General features: G+C 56.4%; 19 protein-coding genes and 3 tRNA genes. 9 read left to right on the forward strand and 13 right to left on the reverse strand.

Features of this window, described 5'->3' with window-relative positions; genetic code table 11:
* The 6 genes from K325_RS0109655 to K325_RS0109680 form a co-directional block, all read right to left on the reverse strand.
* Positions 1–76 (reverse strand) — tRNA-Val (locus K325_RS0109655).
* 7 nt (positions 77–83) lie between these two features.
* Positions 84–160, reverse strand: a tRNA-Asp gene (locus tag K325_RS0109660).
* A gap of 41 nt (positions 161–201) precedes the next feature.
* Positions 202–277, reverse strand: a tRNA-Val gene (locus tag K325_RS0109665).
* Between the two features lie 177 nt (positions 278–454).
* Positions 455–802: a hypothetical protein gene (locus tag K325_RS0109670; RefSeq protein WP_228128425.1), complete on the reverse strand. Its 348-nt coding sequence runs from the start codon at positions 800–802 to the stop codon at positions 455–457.
* Entirely contained in the window at positions 790–1647 is an 858-nt protein-coding gene (locus K325_RS0109675; protein ID WP_029654062.1) for a DUF2846 domain-containing protein, read from the reverse strand. The genes K325_RS0109670 and K325_RS0109675 overlap by 13 nt, the downstream gene beginning before the upstream one ends.
* Positions 1648–1759: 112 nt before the next feature.
* Positions 1760–2713, reverse strand: a complete 954-nt coding sequence (locus K325_RS0109680; RefSeq protein ID WP_029654063.1) for a hypothetical protein — start codon at positions 2711–2713, stop codon at positions 1760–1762.
* Positions 2714–2899: 186 nt separating this feature from the next.
* On the opposite strand from K325_RS0109680, the gene purE reads away from it, so the two are divergent.
* From purE to K325_RS0109710, 6 genes are all read left to right on the forward strand, one after another.
* Positions 2900–3391, forward strand: a complete 492-nt coding sequence (purE, locus tag K325_RS0109685; protein ID WP_029654064.1) for a 5-(carboxyamino)imidazole ribonucleotide mutase — start codon at positions 2900–2902, stop codon at positions 3389–3391.
* 46 nt (positions 3392–3437) lie between these two features.
* Positions 3438–4556 (forward strand): 5-(carboxyamino)imidazole ribonucleotide synthase, encoded by a 1119-nt coding sequence (locus K325_RS0109690; RefSeq protein ID WP_029654065.1) that lies wholly within the window; start codon positions 3438–3440, stop codon positions 4554–4556.
* A 73-nt stretch (positions 4557–4629) separates the two neighbouring features.
* Entirely contained in the window at positions 4630–5208 is a 579-nt protein-coding gene (gene sodB, locus K325_RS0109695) for a superoxide dismutase [Fe] (RefSeq protein WP_029654066.1), read from the forward strand.
* Positions 5209–5445: 237 nt separating this feature from the next.
* Positions 5446–7524, forward strand: a complete 2079-nt coding sequence (locus K325_RS0109700; protein WP_211218145.1) for a putative bifunctional diguanylate cyclase/phosphodiesterase — start codon at positions 5446–5448, stop codon at positions 7522–7524.
* Between the two features lie 23 nt (positions 7525–7547).
* Positions 7548–8135: a LemA family protein gene (locus K325_RS0109705; protein WP_029654068.1), complete on the forward strand. Its 588-nt coding sequence runs from the start codon at positions 7548–7550 to the stop codon at positions 8133–8135.
* 10 nt (positions 8136–8145) lie between these two features.
* Positions 8146–10128, forward strand: a complete 1983-nt coding sequence (locus tag K325_RS0109710; RefSeq protein ID WP_029654069.1) for a M48 family metallopeptidase — start codon at positions 8146–8148, stop codon at positions 10126–10128.
* A gap of 47 nt (positions 10129–10175) precedes the next feature.
* Here the strand turns inward: K325_RS0109710 and gspD are convergent, their stop codons facing one another.
* From gspD to K325_RS0109740, 6 genes are all read right to left on the reverse strand, one after another.
* The gene (gene gspD, locus K325_RS0109715) at positions 10176–12128 is read right to left on the reverse strand and encodes a type II secretion system secretin GspD (RefSeq protein ID WP_029654070.1); all 1953 of its coding nucleotides are present in this window, start codon (positions 12126–12128) and stop codon (positions 10176–10178) included.
* Between the two features lie 34 nt (positions 12129–12162).
* Positions 12163–13011 carry a type II secretion system protein N gene (locus K325_RS0109720; RefSeq protein WP_029654071.1) on the reverse strand — a complete coding sequence of 283 codons (849 nt, stop codon included), beginning with the start codon at positions 13009–13011 and terminating at the stop codon, positions 12163–12165.
* Position 13012: 1 nt separating this feature from the next.
* Positions 13013–13804 (reverse strand): type II secretion system protein N, encoded by a 792-nt coding sequence (gspN, locus tag K325_RS0109725; protein WP_029654072.1) that lies wholly within the window; start codon positions 13802–13804, stop codon positions 13013–13015.
* A 171-nt stretch (positions 13805–13975) separates the two neighbouring features.
* Positions 13976–15628 (reverse strand): chaperonin GroEL, encoded by a 1653-nt coding sequence (groL, locus tag K325_RS0109730; protein ID WP_029654073.1) that lies wholly within the window; start codon positions 15626–15628, stop codon positions 13976–13978.
* A gap of 76 nt (positions 15629–15704) precedes the next feature.
* The gene (gene groES / locus K325_RS0109735) at positions 15705–15992 is read right to left on the reverse strand and encodes a co-chaperone GroES (RefSeq protein ID WP_029654074.1); all 288 of its coding nucleotides are present in this window, start codon (positions 15990–15992) and stop codon (positions 15705–15707) included.
* A gap of 195 nt (positions 15993–16187) precedes the next feature.
* A complete protein-coding gene (locus K325_RS0109740) occupies positions 16188–16745 on the reverse strand; it encodes an FxsA family protein (RefSeq protein ID WP_029654075.1) in 558 nt (185 codons plus the stop codon).
* Positions 16746–16817: 72 nt separating this feature from the next.
* Here K325_RS0109740 and K325_RS0109745 point away from each other — a divergent pair, with 72 nt between their 5' ends.
* A complete protein-coding gene (locus K325_RS0109745; RefSeq protein ID WP_029654076.1) occupies positions 16818–17579 on the forward strand; it encodes an SDR family oxidoreductase in 762 nt (253 codons plus the stop codon).
* A gap of 23 nt (positions 17580–17602) precedes the next feature.
* Positions 17603–17926, forward strand: a complete 324-nt coding sequence (locus K325_RS0109750; RefSeq protein WP_029654077.1) for an MGMT family protein — start codon at positions 17603–17605, stop codon at positions 17924–17926.
* A 52-nt stretch (positions 17927–17978) separates the two neighbouring features.
* Here K325_RS0109750 and K325_RS0109755 read toward each other — a convergent pair whose 3' ends face one another.
* A complete protein-coding gene (locus K325_RS0109755) occupies positions 17979–19493 on the reverse strand; it encodes a fumarate hydratase (protein WP_029654078.1) in 1515 nt (504 codons plus the stop codon).
* Positions 19494–19667: 174 nt separating this feature from the next.
* On the opposite strand from K325_RS0109755, the gene K325_RS0109760 reads away from it, so the two are divergent.
* Positions 19668–20441, forward strand: coding sequence for an enoyl-CoA hydratase (locus tag K325_RS0109760; protein WP_029654079.1), 774 nt, complete (start codon positions 19668–19670; stop codon positions 20439–20441).
* Positions 20442–20489: the final 48 nt, after the last annotated feature.

The following is a 20489-nucleotide window of genomic DNA, read 5'->3' on the forward strand; positions in this document are numbered from 1 at the left end:
TGGTGGGTGGTGCAGGGATCGAACCTGCGACCCTCGCCTTGTAAGGGCGATGCTCTCCCAGCTGAGCTAACCACCCAGAATAGTGGCGGAGCGGACGGGACTCGAACCCGCGACCCCCGGCGTGACAGGCCGGTATTCTAACCAACTGAACTACCGCTCCACATCGGCTCAGACATACTGAACCTAAACTCTGCTTGAAATTGGTGGGTGGTGCAGGGATCGAACCTGCGACCCTCGCCTTGTAAGGGCGATGCTCTCCCAGCTGAGCTAACCACCCACTTCGCGCCTTACTCTTTTTCAGGCCCCAAGCAGTCACTTGCTGCGCGTTGCGCTTGTTGACTCAGCGTTGCTGTCTCAACCAAGTGAGACGCGCATTTTAAGCATTTCGCTCACTGTGTCAAATGTTTTTCAGAAATTAATCCAACTTTTTTAAGAAACCTTCAAACGTGGGCATTTACTGATCAAAATCAGAGCGTTGTCTGGCTTTCTCATACTCAGGGAGCGGGCGGATATCCGCAGACGTCTGGCCAGCTTGCTGCCCCTTGCTGCGCAACGCCAACTCGCTGACCTGCTTTCGACGCTCCCCCGGCACAGCGTGACTGGCCAGTGAACGGTTGAGCTCATCCAGACGCTGCCGGGCATCGCGCCAGGTTTCTTCCAGCACGGGCCCCAACTGCCCCGCCCACGCTTCAATCCGCAGCAGAAATTGCTTCTTCAAGGTCATTGTTTTTATCTCAGCCACTGAACCACACTCAGTGTAGTACATCACGCAACGGGTAGAGAGCACCGTCAGAAAATCCACCAGCCTCCTGACCTGGTCTCTTCGCGACGCTCTCTTTCCCGCTCAAGCTGTGCGTACTCAAGCTCAAGCGCATCAAGTTTTCGATCAGCCTCCAGAGGCACCGTAGGGCCTCCGCCAAACGGCCAGAACCAGGATGATTCCTCATACTGTCCCTCTTGCTGAAGCCGCTCGATTTCAAGTTCCCGCTCCTGCTCCAGCGCCAGCCTTCGCTTCTCATAATCGGTGTCTTCATTCACTTCAACAATCGACGTTGCCGCATGATTCGGCGCCAGCAGGTCACTGTTCAGGAAGAGGGTGGAGACAATTTCCCCCGACTGCATGGCATATTCACGAGTCACCAGCTGAAGCTCTCCCGAGGCCAGCGGATGTTCGGGGTCCAGATCCGGGTGCGGGCGTGACGGCTCCGCCACTTCGTTATAACGCAGGTAATAAATTTTTCCGGGCTCTACCTTCAGGGTAGCGTCGGCAATCAGGCTGAGGCTGAAGGAATTCAACCCTTCCAATCCCAACAGCGGGCGACGCATGGCTATATGCCGCTCACCGGGACTTACCTCCAGCCAGGTAAAGCTGTTATTGCGGAAGTTGAAGTAATGTTTGTCGTCGATGTAAACACTTGGCGACTCAATCTCATCCGCCGCCCACTGTGAGTGGGTACGGTAGAAGTACAGCAACGCATTGCTCTGATCCCACTGTCCCGTATCAATGTGGACAAAGTCATGACCCGACACCGGATGCAGGAACGCGCCCACACTCTTCCCGATAGACTGATAGACAGTACACCCGGACAACGCCAGAAAGGACAACAGAACGACGGTATTTTTCAGGAAAGATTCCAGGATTCTCATTGTTATGCACTCTTCGCCCCTAACGAGTAAGGGCGATCATAACAACTGCCTCCCGGAAGAAATGAGAGCTACCGCAAGGGATGACTACAAACCGTTACATTCCCCCGGACTCTCATGGCTTACCCACAGAAGCCCTTAACTCGTTAACCTCATCGGACAGTCGAACCAGCCGGGAAGTGAGCTGAGCCCGGGAGGCATCAATTGCCTCAACGGTTCGGGCCAACTCGGCCACCCGGTTGCGCATGGCCTGCATGTCCTTTGCCCCCGCCAAGCCCTCAGCCCGGGATTCTATGGCCGACAGCCGACTTTCGATCCCGTCAATTCCAAGCTTCTGCTCCTGCTCGAAGCGGCGAATGCGACTCTCCACAACCTGATCGACACTACCAATCTGCTGACTAAGCCGGGTTAACTGAGCATCAGCCTCTTGGCTGGCTTGCTCCAGGGCTGCGACAGAACTGTCCAGCTTCTGCGTCAGTTGCGCCACGTCACCCGAAACACCCGCTCTCACTTTTTCTATTGTCACGCCCAGTTCTGAAACCGATTTTCCAGCCTCAGCCAGCCGCTGATCCAGAGCCGAAAGCTTCTGGCCCTGTTCCTCAAGCTGCTTACGGTTCCGCTCGTTGGCGACGACCCAGAGTTTACGGATTTCGCTGTTAGCAGTTTTCATCTGATCGGCATTGGCGGCAATCATTTCTTCAAGTGAGGCTCCCCTCTCCTGCAGAGATTCGCCCGTTTCAGAAAGCTCCCCCTCAAAACGCGCCAGTGCCAGCTTACTTTGCCGGGCCCAGTAATCCGCCTCTTCCAATTGCCCCTCAAGCGCGGAGATCCTCTGCCCCTGGGCATACCACCCCGCACCGGCGGCCCCGGCAAACGCAATAGCGACAAGCCAGCCCATCAGTCTCCCACCCTTGCGAGAGCCCGCGCCTCCTCCGGAAGTTGTGCCAGCCTGCTTTGACGCCGGATACTCCCGCGCCTGGTCCTTGCGAGCCCTGGCCGGCTTCGCCTCGGCACCACCAATCGGGCCCTCAGCTCTCAGCTCATCATTGTCCGGACGAATGGGTTCCATTAAAGCTCCTGAGAATGCGTGGTTGAATCGGATCAAACAGGAATAATACCTGCAGTTATCGACCGGTTAAAATGAAGGCTTATAAAGAATGCAGAGCCGGTCGTGCAGCCGAGGCCTGTTGTGTTGCACGGCAACTGGCCAGAACATACAATGGCCGGCTTTCCAATTATCACAGGACTGTTGCTTATGCAGCCGCTTGTTGGACTCATCATGGGCTCCAAATCGGACTGGCCCACCATGGAACACGCAGCCGACATGCTCGACAAGCTCGGTGTACCGTATGAAACGCGTGTTGTCTCAGCCCACCGAACCCCGGATCTGCTGTTTGATTACGCAAAGACCGCCGCCGACCGTGGACTAAAGGTGATTATTGGCGGCGCAGGTGGTGCTGCGCACCTCCCAGGCATGGTAGCGTCACAAACTTCTTTGCCGGTACTGGGCGTCCCCGTACAATCAAAGGCACTGAACGGGCTTGATTCCCTGTTATCCATTGTCCAGATGCCTGGTGGCATCGCCGTAGGCACTCTTGCCATCGGCAAGGCGGGCGCAACTAATGCGGGCCTTTTGGCGGCACAGATTGTCGGCACCTTCGACGATCAGATTCGCCAGGCTGTGGACGCGTTCAGGCAAAACCAGACCCAGACCATTCTGGATAACCCTGACCCCAGGGATCAATAACCCCACGCCAACGACAGGCGAGCAGTTAGATAGCAGGAGAACCCGAATGAGAATTGGTGTACTCGGAGCCGGCCAACTAGGACGCATGCTGGCGCTTGCCGGATACCCGCTCGCCAAGGAATTCGTTTTCTACGACATGTCTGGTAGCCCAAGTGTGGGACTGGGTGAGGTTATCGTAGACCGCGAAGGTAAATACCTCGACGATTTCCTGTCCCGGGTGGACCGGGTGACCTACGAATTCGAGCACCTGCCTGTCGACGTGGCTGAAAAACTGGCCCGGCAGAAAATCGTACACCCCTGCCCCAGGGCACTTCAGGTTTGCCAGAACCGGGAAGCCGAGAAGACTCTGTTTGGTCAGCTTGGCATCCCCACACCTGAATGGAAAATGGCTGACAGCGCCGAGTCACTCAGGGCCGCCGCAGAAGCCCTTGGGTGCCCCGTCGTCGCAAAGTCCGTCACCGAAGGCTACGATGGCAAAGGCCAGGCTGTTCTGAAAGATCCCAGCCAGGCCGAAGCAGCCTGGGCCGCCATCGGGCACCCCAAGGTTATCGTAGAAAAGTTTATTCATTTCCAGCGAGAAGTCTCCATCATCGCAGTTCGGAGCGAAGACGGTGACGTGGCCTTCTACCCCATGGCCGAAAACACCCACCACGAGGGCATCCTGCGCTACTCCATCGCGCCGGCCCCGGGGCTTCAGCCAGCCATTCAGAAAGACGCCGAGAAATACATCAAGGCACTGCTGAATGAACTGAACTACGTAGGCGTGCTTACCCTGGAACTGTTCGAAACCGAAAATGGCCTGATGGCAAACGAAATGGCCCCCAGAGTGCACAACTCCGGGCACTGGACCATCGAAGGCGCCATGACCAGCCAGTTCGAGAACCACATCCGTGCCGTCAGCGGCCACGCCCTGGGTAATGTGGCAGCCCGCGGTATAAGCTGCATGATCAACATCATCGGTGAACACGGTGACATTGAACGGATTCTGGAACTGCCCTACGCTCATCTTCACCTTTACGACAAAGGCGAACGCCCGGGACGCAAACTGGGACACATCAACGTTCTGGCTGACAGCTATGAAGAACTGATCTGGCGTGTCAGGAACTGTGCTCAATTCCTGCCCGGCAGCCCCGAGTTTAAGAGCTCTCTCGCAACAAGGGGTTGATTTAACTCAATCCGCCCTTATATTGCGAGAGTGTCAACTCACATAAACAGAGAGAACCAGGGAGAACGACCTCATGGCATTTGAACTTCCCGCACTGCCTTACGAAAAAAACGCACTGGAACCGCATATCTCTCAGGAAACCCTGGAGTACCATTACGGTAAGCATCACCAGACTTACGTCACCAAGCTGAACGGCCTGGTTGAGGGCACCGAGAATGCCAACAAGTCTCTGGAAGACATCATCAAGAGCGCCAGCGGCCCTCTGTTCAACAACGCAGCCCAGGTGTGGAACCACACGTTCTACTGGCACTGCCTGAGCCCGAACGGTGGCGGCGAGCCGACCGGCGCGGCCAAAGAAGCGATCGAAAAAGCCTTTGGCTCTTTCGAAAACTTCAAGAAGGAATTCAACGACAAGGCCGCCAACAACTTCGGTTCTGGCTGGACCTGGCTGGTTAAGAAAGACGACGGCAGCGTTGCAATCGCCAACACCAGCAATGCTGAAACACCGCTGACAGGTGCCGATAAGCCGGTACTGACCGTCGACGTATGGGAACACGCATACTACATCGACTACCGGAACAGCCGCCCGAACTACCTGGAAGCATTCTGGAACCTGATCAACTGGGACTTCGTCAACGAAAACCTGGCCTGATCCCGTGCGTTAGTGGTCTTGGTAAACACCATTAACGCTACGCGAACGCCCGCATGGGATTCCCTGCGGGCGTTTCTGTATCTGAACACCAAGAAGCGGAAACAAATCGATACACGCCCCCGCGAAATTCTCTGTGAAAATCAGCCATACTCCATGAAGTAAAAAGGGATCTGAACCATACTGTCATGCGGTGTGTAATCCTTCCCGCCGCGAGGTCCGACAGAACCAATACGACAGATGAGCCAAAAACAGCGGATGCAGAACGCCTTTGAAGTAGAAAATCACCTGGGGTACCGGATTCTCCGATGGGTGCTGGTCGTCGCCTTGCTGAGCGGCGTTCTGGTAAGCAGCGTTCAGGTGGTACTGGATGCCAGACGAGTCTCAGCGGAATTGGAGCGTGTGGCCGCTCAAACTGTCGCCATGGTCAAGGACTCCGCTACTCAGGCTGTTTTCAGCATCGATGATACCCTCGCACAACAGGTGGTCGACGGCCTGTTTGCTCTGGAGCCCATCCAGATGGCCAGAATTACCCACCCGGATGGAGACGAACTGGGCAGCAGAATGCGTCCACTGCAGGATGATGTGTTTCGCCCCATCACAGACCCATTTTTTGGTCAGGTGCGTGAGTACCGCGAACGGCTGACCCGCAACGCCAACCCCGATCTGCTCTACGGCTACCTTGACGTTCACTACGACACAGCCCCTTTCGCCAGAACCTGGCTCAACCGGGCGCTGGTAACCTTTGGCTCCGGCATCGCGCTGGCATTGATTCTCGGCATCGTCCTGTTCGTGGTGTTCCACCTGCTACTCACCCGCCCGCTGTTGCGCATTGTGCACTCTGTCAAAAAAGTGGACCCGGCCCACCCTGACGATCGCCTGGTCTCAATCCCGGAAGGCCATCGGGCAGATGAGCTGGGTCTCTGGGTCAATGCCACCAACAACCTCCTCATTGCCATTGGTGATACCCAGAAGAAGCACCGGGAAGCCGAAGACCGGGTCACACAACTCGCCCGCTACGACACCCTGACAGGCCTGCCCAGCCGGGACGCTTTCATCGAAGAGCTGCAGGGCGCCATCGAACAGGCGCGGAAAAAACACGGCGCTCTCGCACTGACGGTGTGCGGCATTGACGATTTCAAATCGGTCAATGAGCAGTGCGGCTTCCGGACTGGGGACACTATTCTGCAAACAGTGGCCAGCCGGCTGAACGCCAATCTCTCATCGGAGCGTTTCAGTGTTGCAAGGCTGGGGAGCGATCAGTTCGTAATCGTGGAAAAATACCTCCGGGACGGTTTCCAGGCAGCAGAAACCGCAGAGAAAGTGCTGGCAACCGTTGGCTCTCCCATCAACGCCGGCAATCACCGAATTTCAATGACCGCCACCCTCGGCATCGCCCTCTTCCCATCGGACGCAGATCAGGCTGACCGGCTGCTCCAGAGTGCTGAGCAGACAATGGCCCTGGCCAAGCAGTCTGGCCACAATCATTTTCAGTTCTACGTTGCCAGCATCGATCAGGCTATACGGGAACGAAAACAAATGGAGAAAGATCTGGCCCAGGCGCTCGCCAATCATGAGTTCCATCTCGTGTACCAGCCTCAGATCAATCTGGAGACTCAGCGCGTGATCGGAGCTGAGGCGCTATTGCGCTGGGAGCACCCGGAACGCGGCATGATTCCTCCAGATGACTTCATCCCGGTCGCCGAAGCCAACGGCTCCATCGTCGGAATTGGCCAGTGGGTTCTGGACCAGGCCTGCTGGCAAGCCGCTCGCTGGGCCAGTGACGGCCTGCACCTGAGGATCGCCGTGAACCTGTCTGCGGTTCAGTTACGCCAGGAATCCATCGTAGATGATATTCTCAACACGCTGAAACGGCACCGGATTCCAGCCGGCCGCCTGGAGCTTGAAGTCACCGAAACCAGCTTCATGACAAACCTGGCCGATGCGGTGGCAAAACTGCACACCCTGCACCGGGCAGGCATCAGCATTGCAGTCGATGACTTTGGCACTGGCTATTCTTCTCTGACATACCTGAAACAGATGCCGGTCCAACACCTGAAGATCGATAAGCAGTTTATACACGATCTGCTCGTCAACGAAGAAGACACCCGGATCGCCAACACCATCATTGACCTTGGCAAGAGCCTGAATCTGACCGTGGTTGCTGAGGGAGTGGAAACAGCAGAACAGGAATACTATCTCAGCCAGCGGGGTTGCGCCCTGGCTCAAGGGTATTATTTCTCCCGACCACTGCCACCCCGGGATTTTGAGAATTTCGTACAGACTTTCCACGAGCGAATCGTGGAAAATAACGCCTGAAACTTTAGCCCTTAGGAGTAGTCATGGGAACGACGGTTATCGGTCTCGCTGTTATCGCGGTTGTCATCCTCTATCTGGTATTTATCTATAACCAGCTTGTCTCACTGCGCAACCAGTTCAAAAATGGTTTTGCGCAGATTGACGTACAGCTTCAACGCCGTCACGACCTGATCCCCAACCTCGTGGAATCAGCCAAGGCCTACCTGGATCACGAAAAATCAACTCTGACCCAGGTCATGGAAGCTCGCAACAACGCAGTCAGCGCCCAGAAAGACGCCGCCCGGGATCCCGGCGACAGCACAAAAATCCAGCGCCTCGGCAGCGCCGAAAACCTGCTCACTAAAGCTCTGGCCAACTTCTATGCTGTTGCGGAGAACTACCCGGAGCTCAAAGCCAACGAAACTATCCAGCAATTGATGGAAGAGCTGTCCAGCACGGAAAACCGGGTAGCCTTCGCACGCCAGGCCTATAACGATGGTGTGATGAACTACAATATCTTCCGTGAGAAATTCCCGAACAACCTTATCGCTGGCCTGTTTGCCTTCAAGGAAACTGCCCAGTTGCAACTGGAATCTCCAGAGGCCCGCCAGGCTCCCAAAGTCAGCTTCTGAGGCCTGATCCATGGCGAGCTCCGGCTTTTTCCAGCGCCAGGCAAATGCCCGGCGCAACACCGGCCTGTTGATCCTACTCTTCCTGACCGCCGTTAGCCTGATCACCCTGGCCGTTTGCCTGGTCGGCTATCTGGTGACACGGAGCGAGACCTCGGCCTTGCCCTTCCATTACTGGTTGCTGTCCAGCCACGGACTAACCACCGCGGGCGCGGTTATCGCACTGATTACCCTTGGTTCTCTCGTGCGCTGGGTTGATCTTGCCGGTGGAGGTACCCGGGTGGCGAAGATGGTTGGCGCACGCTCCATCGACCCCGACACGAGGGACCCCGATGAACGGAAACTCCGCAACATTGTTGAGGAAATGTCGATCGCCAGCGGCGTTCCGGTGCCAGACCTCTATGTGATGAACAACGAAACCGGGATCAATGCCTTCGTGGCCGGCTATTCACCTGGCGAAGCCGTCATGGTTGTTACCCACGGCGCCCTGACCCGGTTGAACCGCGACGAACTCCAGGGTGTGGTAGGGCACGAATTCAGCCACATTCTGAACGGAGATATGCGCATCAACGTGCGCCTGATCGCACTCCTCGCCGGCATCCTAATGATCGGCCAGATTGGCCATTTCCTGCTCCGGGCTGGTATCTACAGCAGCAGGAGCAACAGCCGGGACCGGGATGGCAGAGCCCAGGCAGCCATGGCCCTGATCGGGTTGGCATTGCTGATCATAGGCTACGTTGGAGTCTTCTTTGGTCGCCTGATTCAATCCGCCGTTTCCCGCCAACGAGAAATGCTCGCAGACGCCTCATCCGTGCAATTCACCCGCAACCCGGAAGGCATTGGTGCAGCCCTGTTCAAGATCGGCATGAAAGGGGGATACCTAGACACCACCAGCCATGCCAGTGACATGAATCACATGTGCTTTGGTGAATCCGCTCGCATGAAGTTCACCTCGCTGCTGGCCTCCCACCCTCCCATCGAGGCTCGCATTAATGCGATCCAGCCAGGACTCATGGCCCGCTTGCGCAGCCGGCTCAGAGACACCCAACCCGGAAGCCGGTTACAGGGGAAACCTTCCACTCCTGGCAAGACCCGTATCGCCGACCTGGTCAGCCAGGTAGCGGAGCAGGCACAGCCCCCGGGAAAGCACCGTCTATCACCCTTGGCGACATCCCATTCCTCCGACCCTGCGCCAACAGCCACTCCCCTTTCCAGCCGTGTCGGGACCGTCTCAGCAGACAGTGAGCGTTTTGCCTGCGCTTTACTTGAGAACCTGCCATCCACATTTCGTAACCTGCTCTACACCCGGGCAGGTGCGGTTCAGCTGTGCTACAGCCTGGTTATCTACGAGCTGCCCACCGAACAGCAGACGAAACGGCTCGGCCTGATTCCGGCACACCCGGTTCTGGGCGTTCAGCAGGATTTACTCACGAAATTGCTCCCTGCGCTGCAATCAGCCGGGGAACGCGCCAGCTTTCCGGTGCTGGAACTCGCGATGCCAGCCTTGCGGAAGCTGGACCCGGATGAACGCGCGACCCTGCAGGAAAACGTGCGGAAGCTTGTTCAGGCCGACAACCGGGTAACGTTGTTTGAGCTGGCTCTGACAACCTTTCTCTGGCGCCATCTTGCTCAGAGTGCCGGACAGGCCGTGCCCATCAGATACCGGAGTTTCAGGCAGGTCATGCCGGCCATTCAACAGGTTCTGAGCCTGTTCGCCCGGGCGGGTACCGACGCTCAGGACGAAGCAGAAAAGCTCTTCCGGGAGGCAATGTCCGGGTTCGGGAAAGGAAACACTGAGATTCTGCAGTCTAAGATCACGATGCAGAACCTGAAAGAAGCCTTGATGACACTGAACCAGCTGTCACCGCTACTTAAACCCGCCATCATTGATGCGTGCGGGCATTGTATCAGCCACGACGGAAAGGTTGAGGTCCGGGAATACGAACTGATGAGGCTGGTAGCCGATCAGCTTGACTGCCCGATGCCACCACTCTGAACCGGTATCGGGCAGGCAGTGATGTAGCGACTGCCTGCCCGTATCTATTACTGTCTGCGCCCCTCAAACAGCATCTCGACCGTTGCTTCTGTCTGCTCCTGCGGCAAGCCCAGCTTCTCACGCACTTCCAGATTGACTTCCCAGAGGCGGTTGAACTTTTCCTGAGTCGCAGCCACGGCTTCCGCCTTGCCCAGCATAATGGTGGGGCGTAAGAACACCAGCAGGTTACGTTTGATGCGAGTCTCAGACTCCGAGGAAAACAGGCGGCCCAGTACAGGTATGTCCCCCAGAAGGGGCACCTTGCTCTTGTTTACCTGGTAATCGTCTTTGATCAAACCACCCAGCACAACGGTTTCGCCATCATCCGCCAATACCGTCGTCTTGATCTCCCTCTTATTGGTAATCAGGTCGGAAGCATTGTCGATGGCGGTTGTGGAAATATCTTCAGTGGTCTGTTCAACCACAAGGCGCACCAGCCCATCCGCGCTAATGGTCGGAGTAACCTTCAGGCTCAGCCCCACGTCACGCCGTTCGATCGTGGTAAACGGGTTGGTGGTGCCATCGCCGGTGACGGTCGACTGCCCGGTACGGAAGGGCACATTCTGGCCCACAATAATTTCGGATTCCTGATTATCCAGAGTAATGATGCTTGGGGTCGACAACAGATTCGCCGCCGCCGAGGAGGAAAGCGCCTGAATCAGGACGCCCCAGGTGATGCCATTTTCATCCCGCTGACCCGCACCAACCGTCAAACCACCAGCCAACTGAGGAATCGTATCGCCCACCAGGGCGCCAATCACGGAGTTAAGGCCCACCATACCCTGACTACTGGTCAGGTTTGTGCCAAGAACAGGAAACGCACCCGCCGACTCATCGCCCGCTGCCAACTGAACACCCAACTGGTCACCCAGCTCGTCACTGATCTCTACGATGGCCGCCTCAATCATCACCTGAGCACGACGCACGTCGAGCTGTGCCACAATCTGTTCAGCTTCCTGCATCAGCGAGGGATCGCCCCGCACCACCAGCGCATTAAGCCCTTCGTCCGCAAATACTGAGAAATTGTTGTTGGGTTTTCCGACGGCCCCACTGCTACCACCGGAACCAGAGCCCCCTTCCTTAACGACCTCGCCCATCACCCCTTTGAGAATTTCGGTCAGGGTCTTGGCATCTGCGTGCCGGAGACGAATCACCTTCGTGGTACCACCAGATGCAGAGGGCTGGTCGAGCTGGCGTATCAACCCCCGCATTTTGTCTCTGAAGGTTTCATCGCCTCTCAGGATCAGACGATTGCTGCGCTCGTCCGCCGTCACACTGTACTTGCGCGCCGCATTCTCGCCGCCCGTTCTACCCAGCTCTTCGGGGGCCAGTTCCTGCAGCAAGGTGACCATATCCCCCACCCAGGCTTCCTCAAGCTGGATGACTTCCACCTCATACTTGGAGGGACTGTCCAGCTCCCGGACAATCTGTTCAATCCGGGCGATGTTGGATGAGTGATCGCTGACAATCAGCGCATTCGCTGCAGCCACACCGGCAAGGTGACCGTACTTGGCAACCAGCGGACGAAGGATGGGCACCAATTCCAGTGCATTGGCATTATCAATCTGGATTACCCGGGTAATCAGCTGCTCAGAGGGGGTTTTCGGAAACCTGTCCAGAATTTCTGCAGACTGCTTGGCATCCACCTGCTGAACAATCTTAACAACTTCCTCACCCGGAATGGCCGTGAACCCATGCACATTCAACACTGCGAGGAACAAGTCGTAGATCTCATCCTTGTTCATCGGCGCACTGGACAAAACCGTCACCTTACCCTTAACCCTGGGGTCGACAACAAAGCTGTAGCCAGTGATGTCAGCCACCTGGGTCACAAAAGCCCGAATGTCCGCGTCCTTGAGGTTCAACCTCCAGGTTTCTTCCTGCGCCTGCGCCATCGACATCAGCGGCAATAGCAGCGCAAATAGAATTGTCCGGAGAAGGTTGATTCTGTGGTTATACATCTGGCGATATCGTCCTGTTTTTTTGAGTACCTTGTCAGCGCCACTGCTGAGGGATAGCGTAGCTGACGGTCATCACGGTTCCGTCACGTTCAATTTCTATATCCAGCTGAGGCTGGCTACGCCAGCTGTCCAGCAGCATTTTATCCTGCTCGATGTCTCCCAATGACTGGCCATTGACTGCGGTGATGATGTCACCTGGCCGCAGATTGACAGCATTCAGCATGGCGTTGGAGCCATCGTACACATAACCACCACGACCCTCGGCAGGTTGCAGGCCATAGGGTGTCAGGGCAGCCACGCCCTGAGTGTCCAGCCGCTCTCTGGCATTCTCCAGATACGCGTCTGGCGATTCTGACGACGGGGATGTTTCTTCCGTCACCAGAGCGCCAACCTCTGCCTCTTCCTCAAAGGCAAGGGATTCATACCGGCCGCCCCTGCGAAGCAATATTCGCCCCGCTTCAACTTCAGCCAGCTCGGCATTACCCGGCAGTTGATCACCCACCCGGTAATATTCAGTTTCTCCATTACTTCCGGCAACTATAGCACCGGAGTCCTCGGGGCGCTGCCCAACAAGGACACCTTCCAGCTTCAGGCGCAATCCGGTTTCAGGAGCGGAGCGCCGCACCACATCGGCCACCCCACCCTGACTTTCAGGTCGGCCAAAAAATTCGTAGCCGGCGATGGGCGCTCCCGACAGGTTGCGATGAAACTCCTTGCCCCCGGACACCTGACCAAAAATTTGCGGTACCGGGCGATCTGCCCAGGTGAACAACCAGGTTACCCGAGCAAGCTCAACGGCCACATAAAAGACAAGGCCAATCAGAAGAATATTGGCCACGGAACGGGACGTGCGTTCCTGCAAATGAACCGGGAACCGGGCCATACTACAGCCCCCCCGGCAGAAGCGGTTGACGAACCCGGAAGACAACGTCATCAGGGCTTGCAGTGTCCGGCCAAGGCTGTTGAGCAAGATCCACCATCCGTTTGTATACCCGGACCTCCATCATGCCATCCCACAGAATACTGGTTTCTGCCGCCGGGCCGTCACTTCCCTGTTCTGCCACCACCAGGGCAACACCGCCTTCAGTCGTTTCCAGCTCTGCCTCCATCGGAGGAAACACTGCCTGCCCCGTCTGACTGCCCATGGGCCAGGAAACCGCTCCACCGCCCCAGCGGCCCAAACCGTCAGCCGCCTTCAGCCGACCGTTTGACCACATCATATTGAGACGATCAACCGTTACCGCCCCTTCAATCATCGCGCCACCACTCCGCCGGATAAGTGGCTCAAACTCCGCAACGGTAACCACTCCATTGGCTCTAAGCTCTAAATTACCTGACAAACCGGCACGGGCAACCCCTTCCACACGAGATTGCGACGAAGACACAGAGAACGACACCGGCAGCATCCCTCCTGACAAAGAGGGCCATTCCAACTGCCATTGCAATCTGGCGGGGAAACCCGCCACCACCACGCCGGCAGCACCCTGCCAGAGCGTGCCCGACACCTGCTGCACCCTCACCTGCTCCGGCAATGGCACATGAGCCGAGGCTTGCTGCCAGAGCCAGCCTGCGGGAACGAGAACCACCAGCGTGATCCCATAAACCAGAGCGCCAAGCAGCAGTAAAAGTAGCAGCTTGCCTGGGCCGAAAAACGATGTTGGTCGGGATTCTGTCATTATCAATGATTTGCACAATTAAAAACCGGTAGCCGAGTCTAGCAAAGCCATTGGTCAAGTTCATGACAAAAAAACGAAAAACCCCGCACCAGTGTGAACCAGCGCGGGGTTTTTCAGGGGGTAATCGGGCCAGAGCTCAGAATCTGAGACCTGGCCGGGACCTGACCGGCATTACATCATGCCGCCCATGCCTCCCATTCCGCCCATACCACCCATGTCCGGCATACCGCCGCCGGCTTTCTCGTCTTCCGGCTCATCCGCAACCATCGCTTCGGTAGTGATGATCAGAGAAGCCACAGAAGCCGCAGCCTGCAGGGAAGAACGGGTGACCTTGGCAGGATCCAGGATACCCATTTCCAGCATATCGCCGTACTGCTCAGTTGCCGCGTTGAAGCCGAAGGAACCTTCACCTTCCTTAACCTTGGCAACAACAACAGAAGACTCGCCACCTGCGTTGAATACGATCTGACGCAGCGGCGCTTCCATGGCGCGACGCAGGATGTTAACACCCGCTGCCTGCTCTTCGTTGATGGCATCAACGCTGTCCAGAGCCGCAATCGCACGGATCAGGGTTACACCACCGCCCGGCACAATGCCCTCTTCAACAGCAGCACGGGTAGAATGCAGCGCATCTTCAACGCGGGCTTTCTTCTCTTTCATTTCAACTTCAGAGCCAGCACCCACTTTGATGACGGCAACACCGCCAGCCAGCTTGGCTACACGCTCTTGCAGCTTTTCCTTATCGTAATCGGAGGTGCTGTCCTCGATCTGCTTGCGGATCTGCTCTACGCGGGCATTGATGTCCGCTTCGGCACCGGCGCCACCGATGATCGTGGTGTTTTCCTTGGTCACGTTTACACGCTTGGCCGTACCCAGGTCATCCAGAGTGGTGTTCTCCAGAGTCAGGCCGACTTCTTCGGAAATCACGGTACCACCGGTCAGGATAGCGATATCCTGCAGCATTTCCTTACGACGATCACCGAAACCAGGTGCCTTCACCGCATTGACTTTCACGATGCCACGCATGTTGTTAACGACCAGAGTCGCCAACGCTTCGCCTTCGATGTCTTCAGCGATGATCTGCAGCGGCTTGCCAGCCTTGGCAACAGCTTCCAGTACCGGCAGCAGTTCGCGAATGTTGGAGATTTTCTTGTCTACCAGCAGGATGTACGGGTCTTCCAGCTCGGCAGACATGTTGTCCTGGTTGTTGATGAAGTACGGGCTCAGGTAACCACGGTCGAACTGCATACCTTCAACCACGTCCAGCTCGTCTTCCAGACCACGGCCTTCCTCAACGGTGATCACACCTTCTTTACCTACACGCTCCATGGCGTCGGCAATGATCTTACCGATCGTCTCATCACCGTTGGCGGAGATGGTACCAACCTGCGCAATCATGCGGCTGTCATCGCACGGCTTGGCCATATCACGGATGGCTTTGACGGCTTCGGCGGTACCTTTGTCGATACCACGCTTCAGGTCCATCGGGTTCATGCCAGCAGTAACGGCCTTGATACCCTCATTCACAATGGACTGAGCCAGAACGGTTGCGGTAGTGGTGCCGTCACCTGCGGTTTCGTTAGCCTGGGAAGCGACTTCTTTCACCATCTGCGCGCCCATGTTTTCGAACTTGTCTTTCAGTTCGATTTCCTTGGCGACAGAAACACCGTCTTTGGTGACGTTCGGAGCGCCAAATGACTTCTCCAGAACCACGTTACGGCCTTTAGGGCCAAGAGTTACCTTAACTGCATCCGCCAGGATGTTAACACCTGCGACCATGCGCTTACGGGCGCTATCACCGAATTTAACGTCTTTTGCTGCCATGTCATTTATTCCTGTTCGTTAAACCGAAAATTGAATCCATCGGATTAATGAGCGTTCGTGCCTGTCGCTGATGCGATCACTCAAGCACGCCGTAGATGTCGTTTTCGCTCATGATGAGCAACTCTTCACCGTCAACCTTTACGGTGTTACCGGCGTACTGACCGAAAACCACGGTGTCTCCCACCTTGACCGCCAGTGCGCGGGTTTCGCCACTGTCCAGAATGCGGCCATTACCCACAGCGATTACTTCGCCCTGGGACGGCTTTTCTTTGGCGTTACCTGGCAGAACGATGCCACCCGCAGTTTTCTCTTCTTCTTCCTTACGGCGTACGACAACACGATCGTGTAGCGGACGAATCTTCATTGCTCTGTTTCTCCAATAGTCAGATTAATGTGGCAATGACAATTGCTTGTTAAAAATGTCTGGCCGGAAACCCGGACCCGACAAATTGCCTCTGCCTCCAATCCCCTGATTGACAGAGGTTTTCAGCCTGAGGCGAATCTGTGCTGAGTTAATGGGGTTGAGGTACGCATTTTCAACACCCCAATCAAAAAAAATTTACTTTTTTTCACGGCCGCCCTGACCACGCCCGGCATCTTCAATCCGGCCCTGATCTCGCTGGGTCTGATCCTGATACTCACCCTCAATAATGTCACCGTTGGCATCACGATCAAACGGGCGCTGCGAACCAAATGGCCCGTGCCCAAAGGGCCCGGAACCGCCTCCGGCCCGAAAAAAGAAGCTTCGGCTCTGGCTCTGCCCCACCACAGTCATTCTCTTCAGAGCCTGAGCCGCCAGCCAGTGACGGGTGCCTGGCAACAAACACAGAAACCCGAAAGCATCGGTGATAAACCCCGGGGTCAGCAACATGGCGCCCCCCACAGCCAGAATCAGCCCTTCAGCCACTTCTCTGGCAGGCAGTTCGCCACTGTTCAGGCGTTCGTTCGCCCGCAACAGCGTTGCCAAACCCTGCTGGCGAAGCAACCAGGCGCCAATCACTGCAGTCAGAAACACCAGCCCAACAGTATTCAGAACACCAATAATACTGCCTACCTGAATCAACACTGTCAGCTCAGCAATGGGCATAACGATGAAAAGAAAAAAGAAAACGGGCAAAATGCCTCCCTATAAAAACGATGCAGACACACAGAGAACGTAAAACACCTCTGAACTTAATTAGGGCAAACCATGAAACTTCAAGATTCCGTTATTGCAATCACCGGTGGCGGCCAGGGCCTCGGCCGCGCCATGGCAGAGTATCTGGCAGCGAAAGGCGCCAGGCTCGCCCTTATTGACCTGATGGAAGACAAGCTTGCCGAAACCGTAGAAGCATGCAAGCAGGCCGGCGGCGATGCCAAAGCTTACGTCTGCAACGTTGCCAGGGAAGACGATGTAGAAACTACCTTCAAAGCCATTATCAGCGACTTTGGTCATCTGAACGGCCTGGTCAACAACGCAGGCATCCTGCGTGATGGCCTGATGATCAAGTTCAAGGACGGCAAGCTCGAGAAACGTATGGAGCTGAGCCAGTGGCAATCCGTCATCGACGTCAATCTTACCGGCGTTTTCCTCTGCGGCCGCGAGGCTGCCACCCGGATGATTGAAAATGGCGATCAGGGCGTGATCATCAACATTGCCTCCATCTCCCGAGCCGGCAACATGGGACAAAGCAACTACTCTGCCGCCAAGGCCGGTGTTTCAGCCCTGGTCCCGGTGTGGGCCAAAGAACTCGCTCGTTACGGAATTCGCTGCATGGGCATTGCACCAGGCTTTATCGAAACCGAAATGACCGCTTCCATGAAACCCGAAGCTCTGGAGAAAATGACAGCCGGCATCCCCCTCAAGCGCATGGGCAAACCGGAAGAGATCGCTTCTGCGGTCGCATTCATTTGTGAGAATGACTATCTGTCTGGCCGCATGATCGAAGTAGACGGCGCCCTGCGCCTGTGATCCGGTTACCTCCGGTGCTCTGAATGGACGAGTTCGAACAAGAACCGACAAAAGAGCAGAAAATCTGGCAAGTAGTGGCCGCCATTCCTCAGGGGAAGGTGGCCAGCTACGGCCAGATAGCCGCCATGGCGGGCCTCGGCCGCCAGGCGCGCTTTGTCGGCCGGGCACTGGGTAAACTGCCTGCCGGACACAGCATTCCCTGGCACCGGGTTATCCGGAGCAACGGCCAGATCGCTTTTCCCGAAGGCACGGAAACCCGCCAGTTTCAAACCGAGAAACTCAGACTGGAAGGGGTAAACGTGTATAAAGGAAGAGTGAAAATGAAGGACTTTCAGTGGCAGCCCTGAGTAGAACACCCAGAGCTGCACTGAGACTACCGTAGAGTCAAATCGACTGTTATCAAACCGCTTTCGCAGCAATGATCTTGTCGTGCCACTCAACCGGACCGGTCTGGTGCACAGAGCTGCCGCGGGAATCCACCGCGACCGTCACCGGCATGTCTTCCACCTCGAACTCATAGATGGCTTCCATACCCAGCTCTTCAAAAGCCACAACCTTGGCACCCTTGATAGCCTTGGAGACCAGGTAAGCAGCACCGCCCACGGCCATCAGATAGACCGCGCCGTGCTTCTTGATGGCGTCAATAGCAACCTGGCCACGCTCAGCTTTACCGATCATGCCGGTCAGGCCGGTTTTCTCCAGCATGGTGTCAGTGAACTTGTCCATACGCGTCGCTGTGGTTGGGCCTGCCGGGCCAACCACCTCTTCGCGTACCGGATCAACCGGCCCAACGTAATAAATGAACCGCCCTTTCAGATCCACCGGCAGCTCTTCGCCCCGCTCAATCATATCCACCATCTTCTTATGGGCGGCGTCACGGCCGGTCAACATCTTGCCGGACAGCAAAACGGTTTCACCCGGCTGCCAGTCTTTCACGTCTTCCGGCGTTACGGTATCCAGATTCACCCGGCGAACGTTCTCACCCACTTCCCAGGTAATTTCCGGCCAGTCGTCCAGGCTCGGCGGGGTTTGCAGCGACGGGCCTGAGCCATCCAGCACAAAGTGTGCGTGACGGGTTGCGGCACAGTTCGGGATGATTGCCACTGGCTTGTTGGCCGCATGAGTGGGGTAATCTTTAACCTTCACGTCCAGAACGGTGGTCAGCCCCCCCAGGCCCTGCGCGCCGATACCCAACTCGTTCACTTTCTCGAACAATTCCAGGCGCAGCTCTTCGGAACGGTTGGATGCACCGCGGGCCTGCAGATCGTGAATATCGATCGGGTCCAGCAGGGACTCCTTCGCCAGCTCCATCGCCTTCTCGGCGGTACCGCCAATACCAATGCCCAGCATGCCAGGCGGACACCAGCCCGCCCCCATTTGCGGAATCATTTTCAAAACCCAGTCAACGACCGAGTCAGACGGATTCAACATAGCAAACTTGGACTTGGCCTCCGAGCCACCGCCCTTGGCCGCCACGTGGACCTCTACGGTATTACCCGGAACCATCTTGTAATGAATAATCGCGGGCGTGTTGTCTTTGGTGTTCTGGCGTTTGCCATCCGGGTCAGCCAGAACCGATGCCCGCAGCACGTTGTCCGGATGGGTATAGGCACGGCGAACACCTTCATTGATGACATCATCCAGCGCCATGTCACATTCAAACTTCACGTCCATACCCACGTTCACGAACACGGTCACAATGCCAGTGTCCTGACAGATCGGACGATGCCCCTGTGCGCACATACGGGAGTTAATCAGAATCTGGGCCATCGCATCCTTGGCCGCCTGGGACTCTTCCTTCTGGTAGGCTTCGTAAACGGCCTGAATGAAATCTTTCGGGTGGTAATAGGAAATAAACTGCAGCGCGTCGGCTACGCTTTCGATCAAGTCATCCTGGCGGATTACGGTGGTCATAGTCGCCTCATCAGCTTTCTGATTATCGAATAGGGTCGTGTAACAGAGCCGCAGAGTTTACCAGAAAATACTCCAAACGAGTGATGGAACCTATCCTGCTTTCGCGCTACAACCCTAAAACACTGCGCGCCAGCCAGGGCCCGCCAACAAAAATGAGGAGCAATAGGAGCCCCCATGACAAACCATATCCACGTAGAGCGCCAGGACCGGATTCTACGCGTCCGGTTTAACCGCCCCGACCGAAAAAATGCGCTGACACACGCCATGTACACCGCTCTGGGCGATGCTCTGGAGCTCGCCAGTCATGACGATGACATACGCTGCGTCCTGTTCACAGGCGACCGTGACTGCTTCACCGCGGGGAACGACCTTGCCGATTTCCTGAAAGGCCTCCCCGGCGATTTCGCGGATACCCCCGTCGGGCGTTTTCTCGTATTGCTGGCCACCGCCACAAAACCCGTGGTCGCCGCGGTAAACGGACCCGCCGTTGGCATTGGCACCACCATGCTCCTGCATTGCGACATGGTATACGCGGGTGACAACGCCAGGTTCCAGATGCCTTTTGCCAGTCTGGGGCTGTGCCCGGAGGGGGCCTCAAGCCTGCTGTTGCCAAGCTGGCTCGGGCGAGCCAGGGCGTCAGAACTCCTGATGTTAGGGGAAGCCTTCAGCGCCGATGACGCCCTGCGCCTGGGACTGATCAACCGGACCTGTTCCCCCGACGAAACCGAACAACTGGCGCTCGAAACCTGCCAGAAGCTTGCCGAAAAGGCGCCCTCTGCCATCCGGGCCACCAAAGCGTTGCTGACCGAGCCAACTCAGGAACAGATTAAACGCACCATGATGACCGAAGGCGCCCTGTTTTCTGAACGACTGAAAACACCCGAAGCCGCCGAAGCCTTCCGGGCGTTTATGGAGAAACGGAAACCGGATTTTTCATCCTTCCGCTGAACCGACAACGAGGATGAGACAACCTCGACAAACTTTTTTATCGCAACT

Origin of the sequence: Marinobacter daepoensis DSM 16072, from assembly GCF_000421165.1 — a bacterium.
GTDB classification, from domain to species: Bacteria; Pseudomonadota; Gammaproteobacteria; order Pseudomonadales; family Oleiphilaceae; genus Marinobacter; species Marinobacter daepoensis.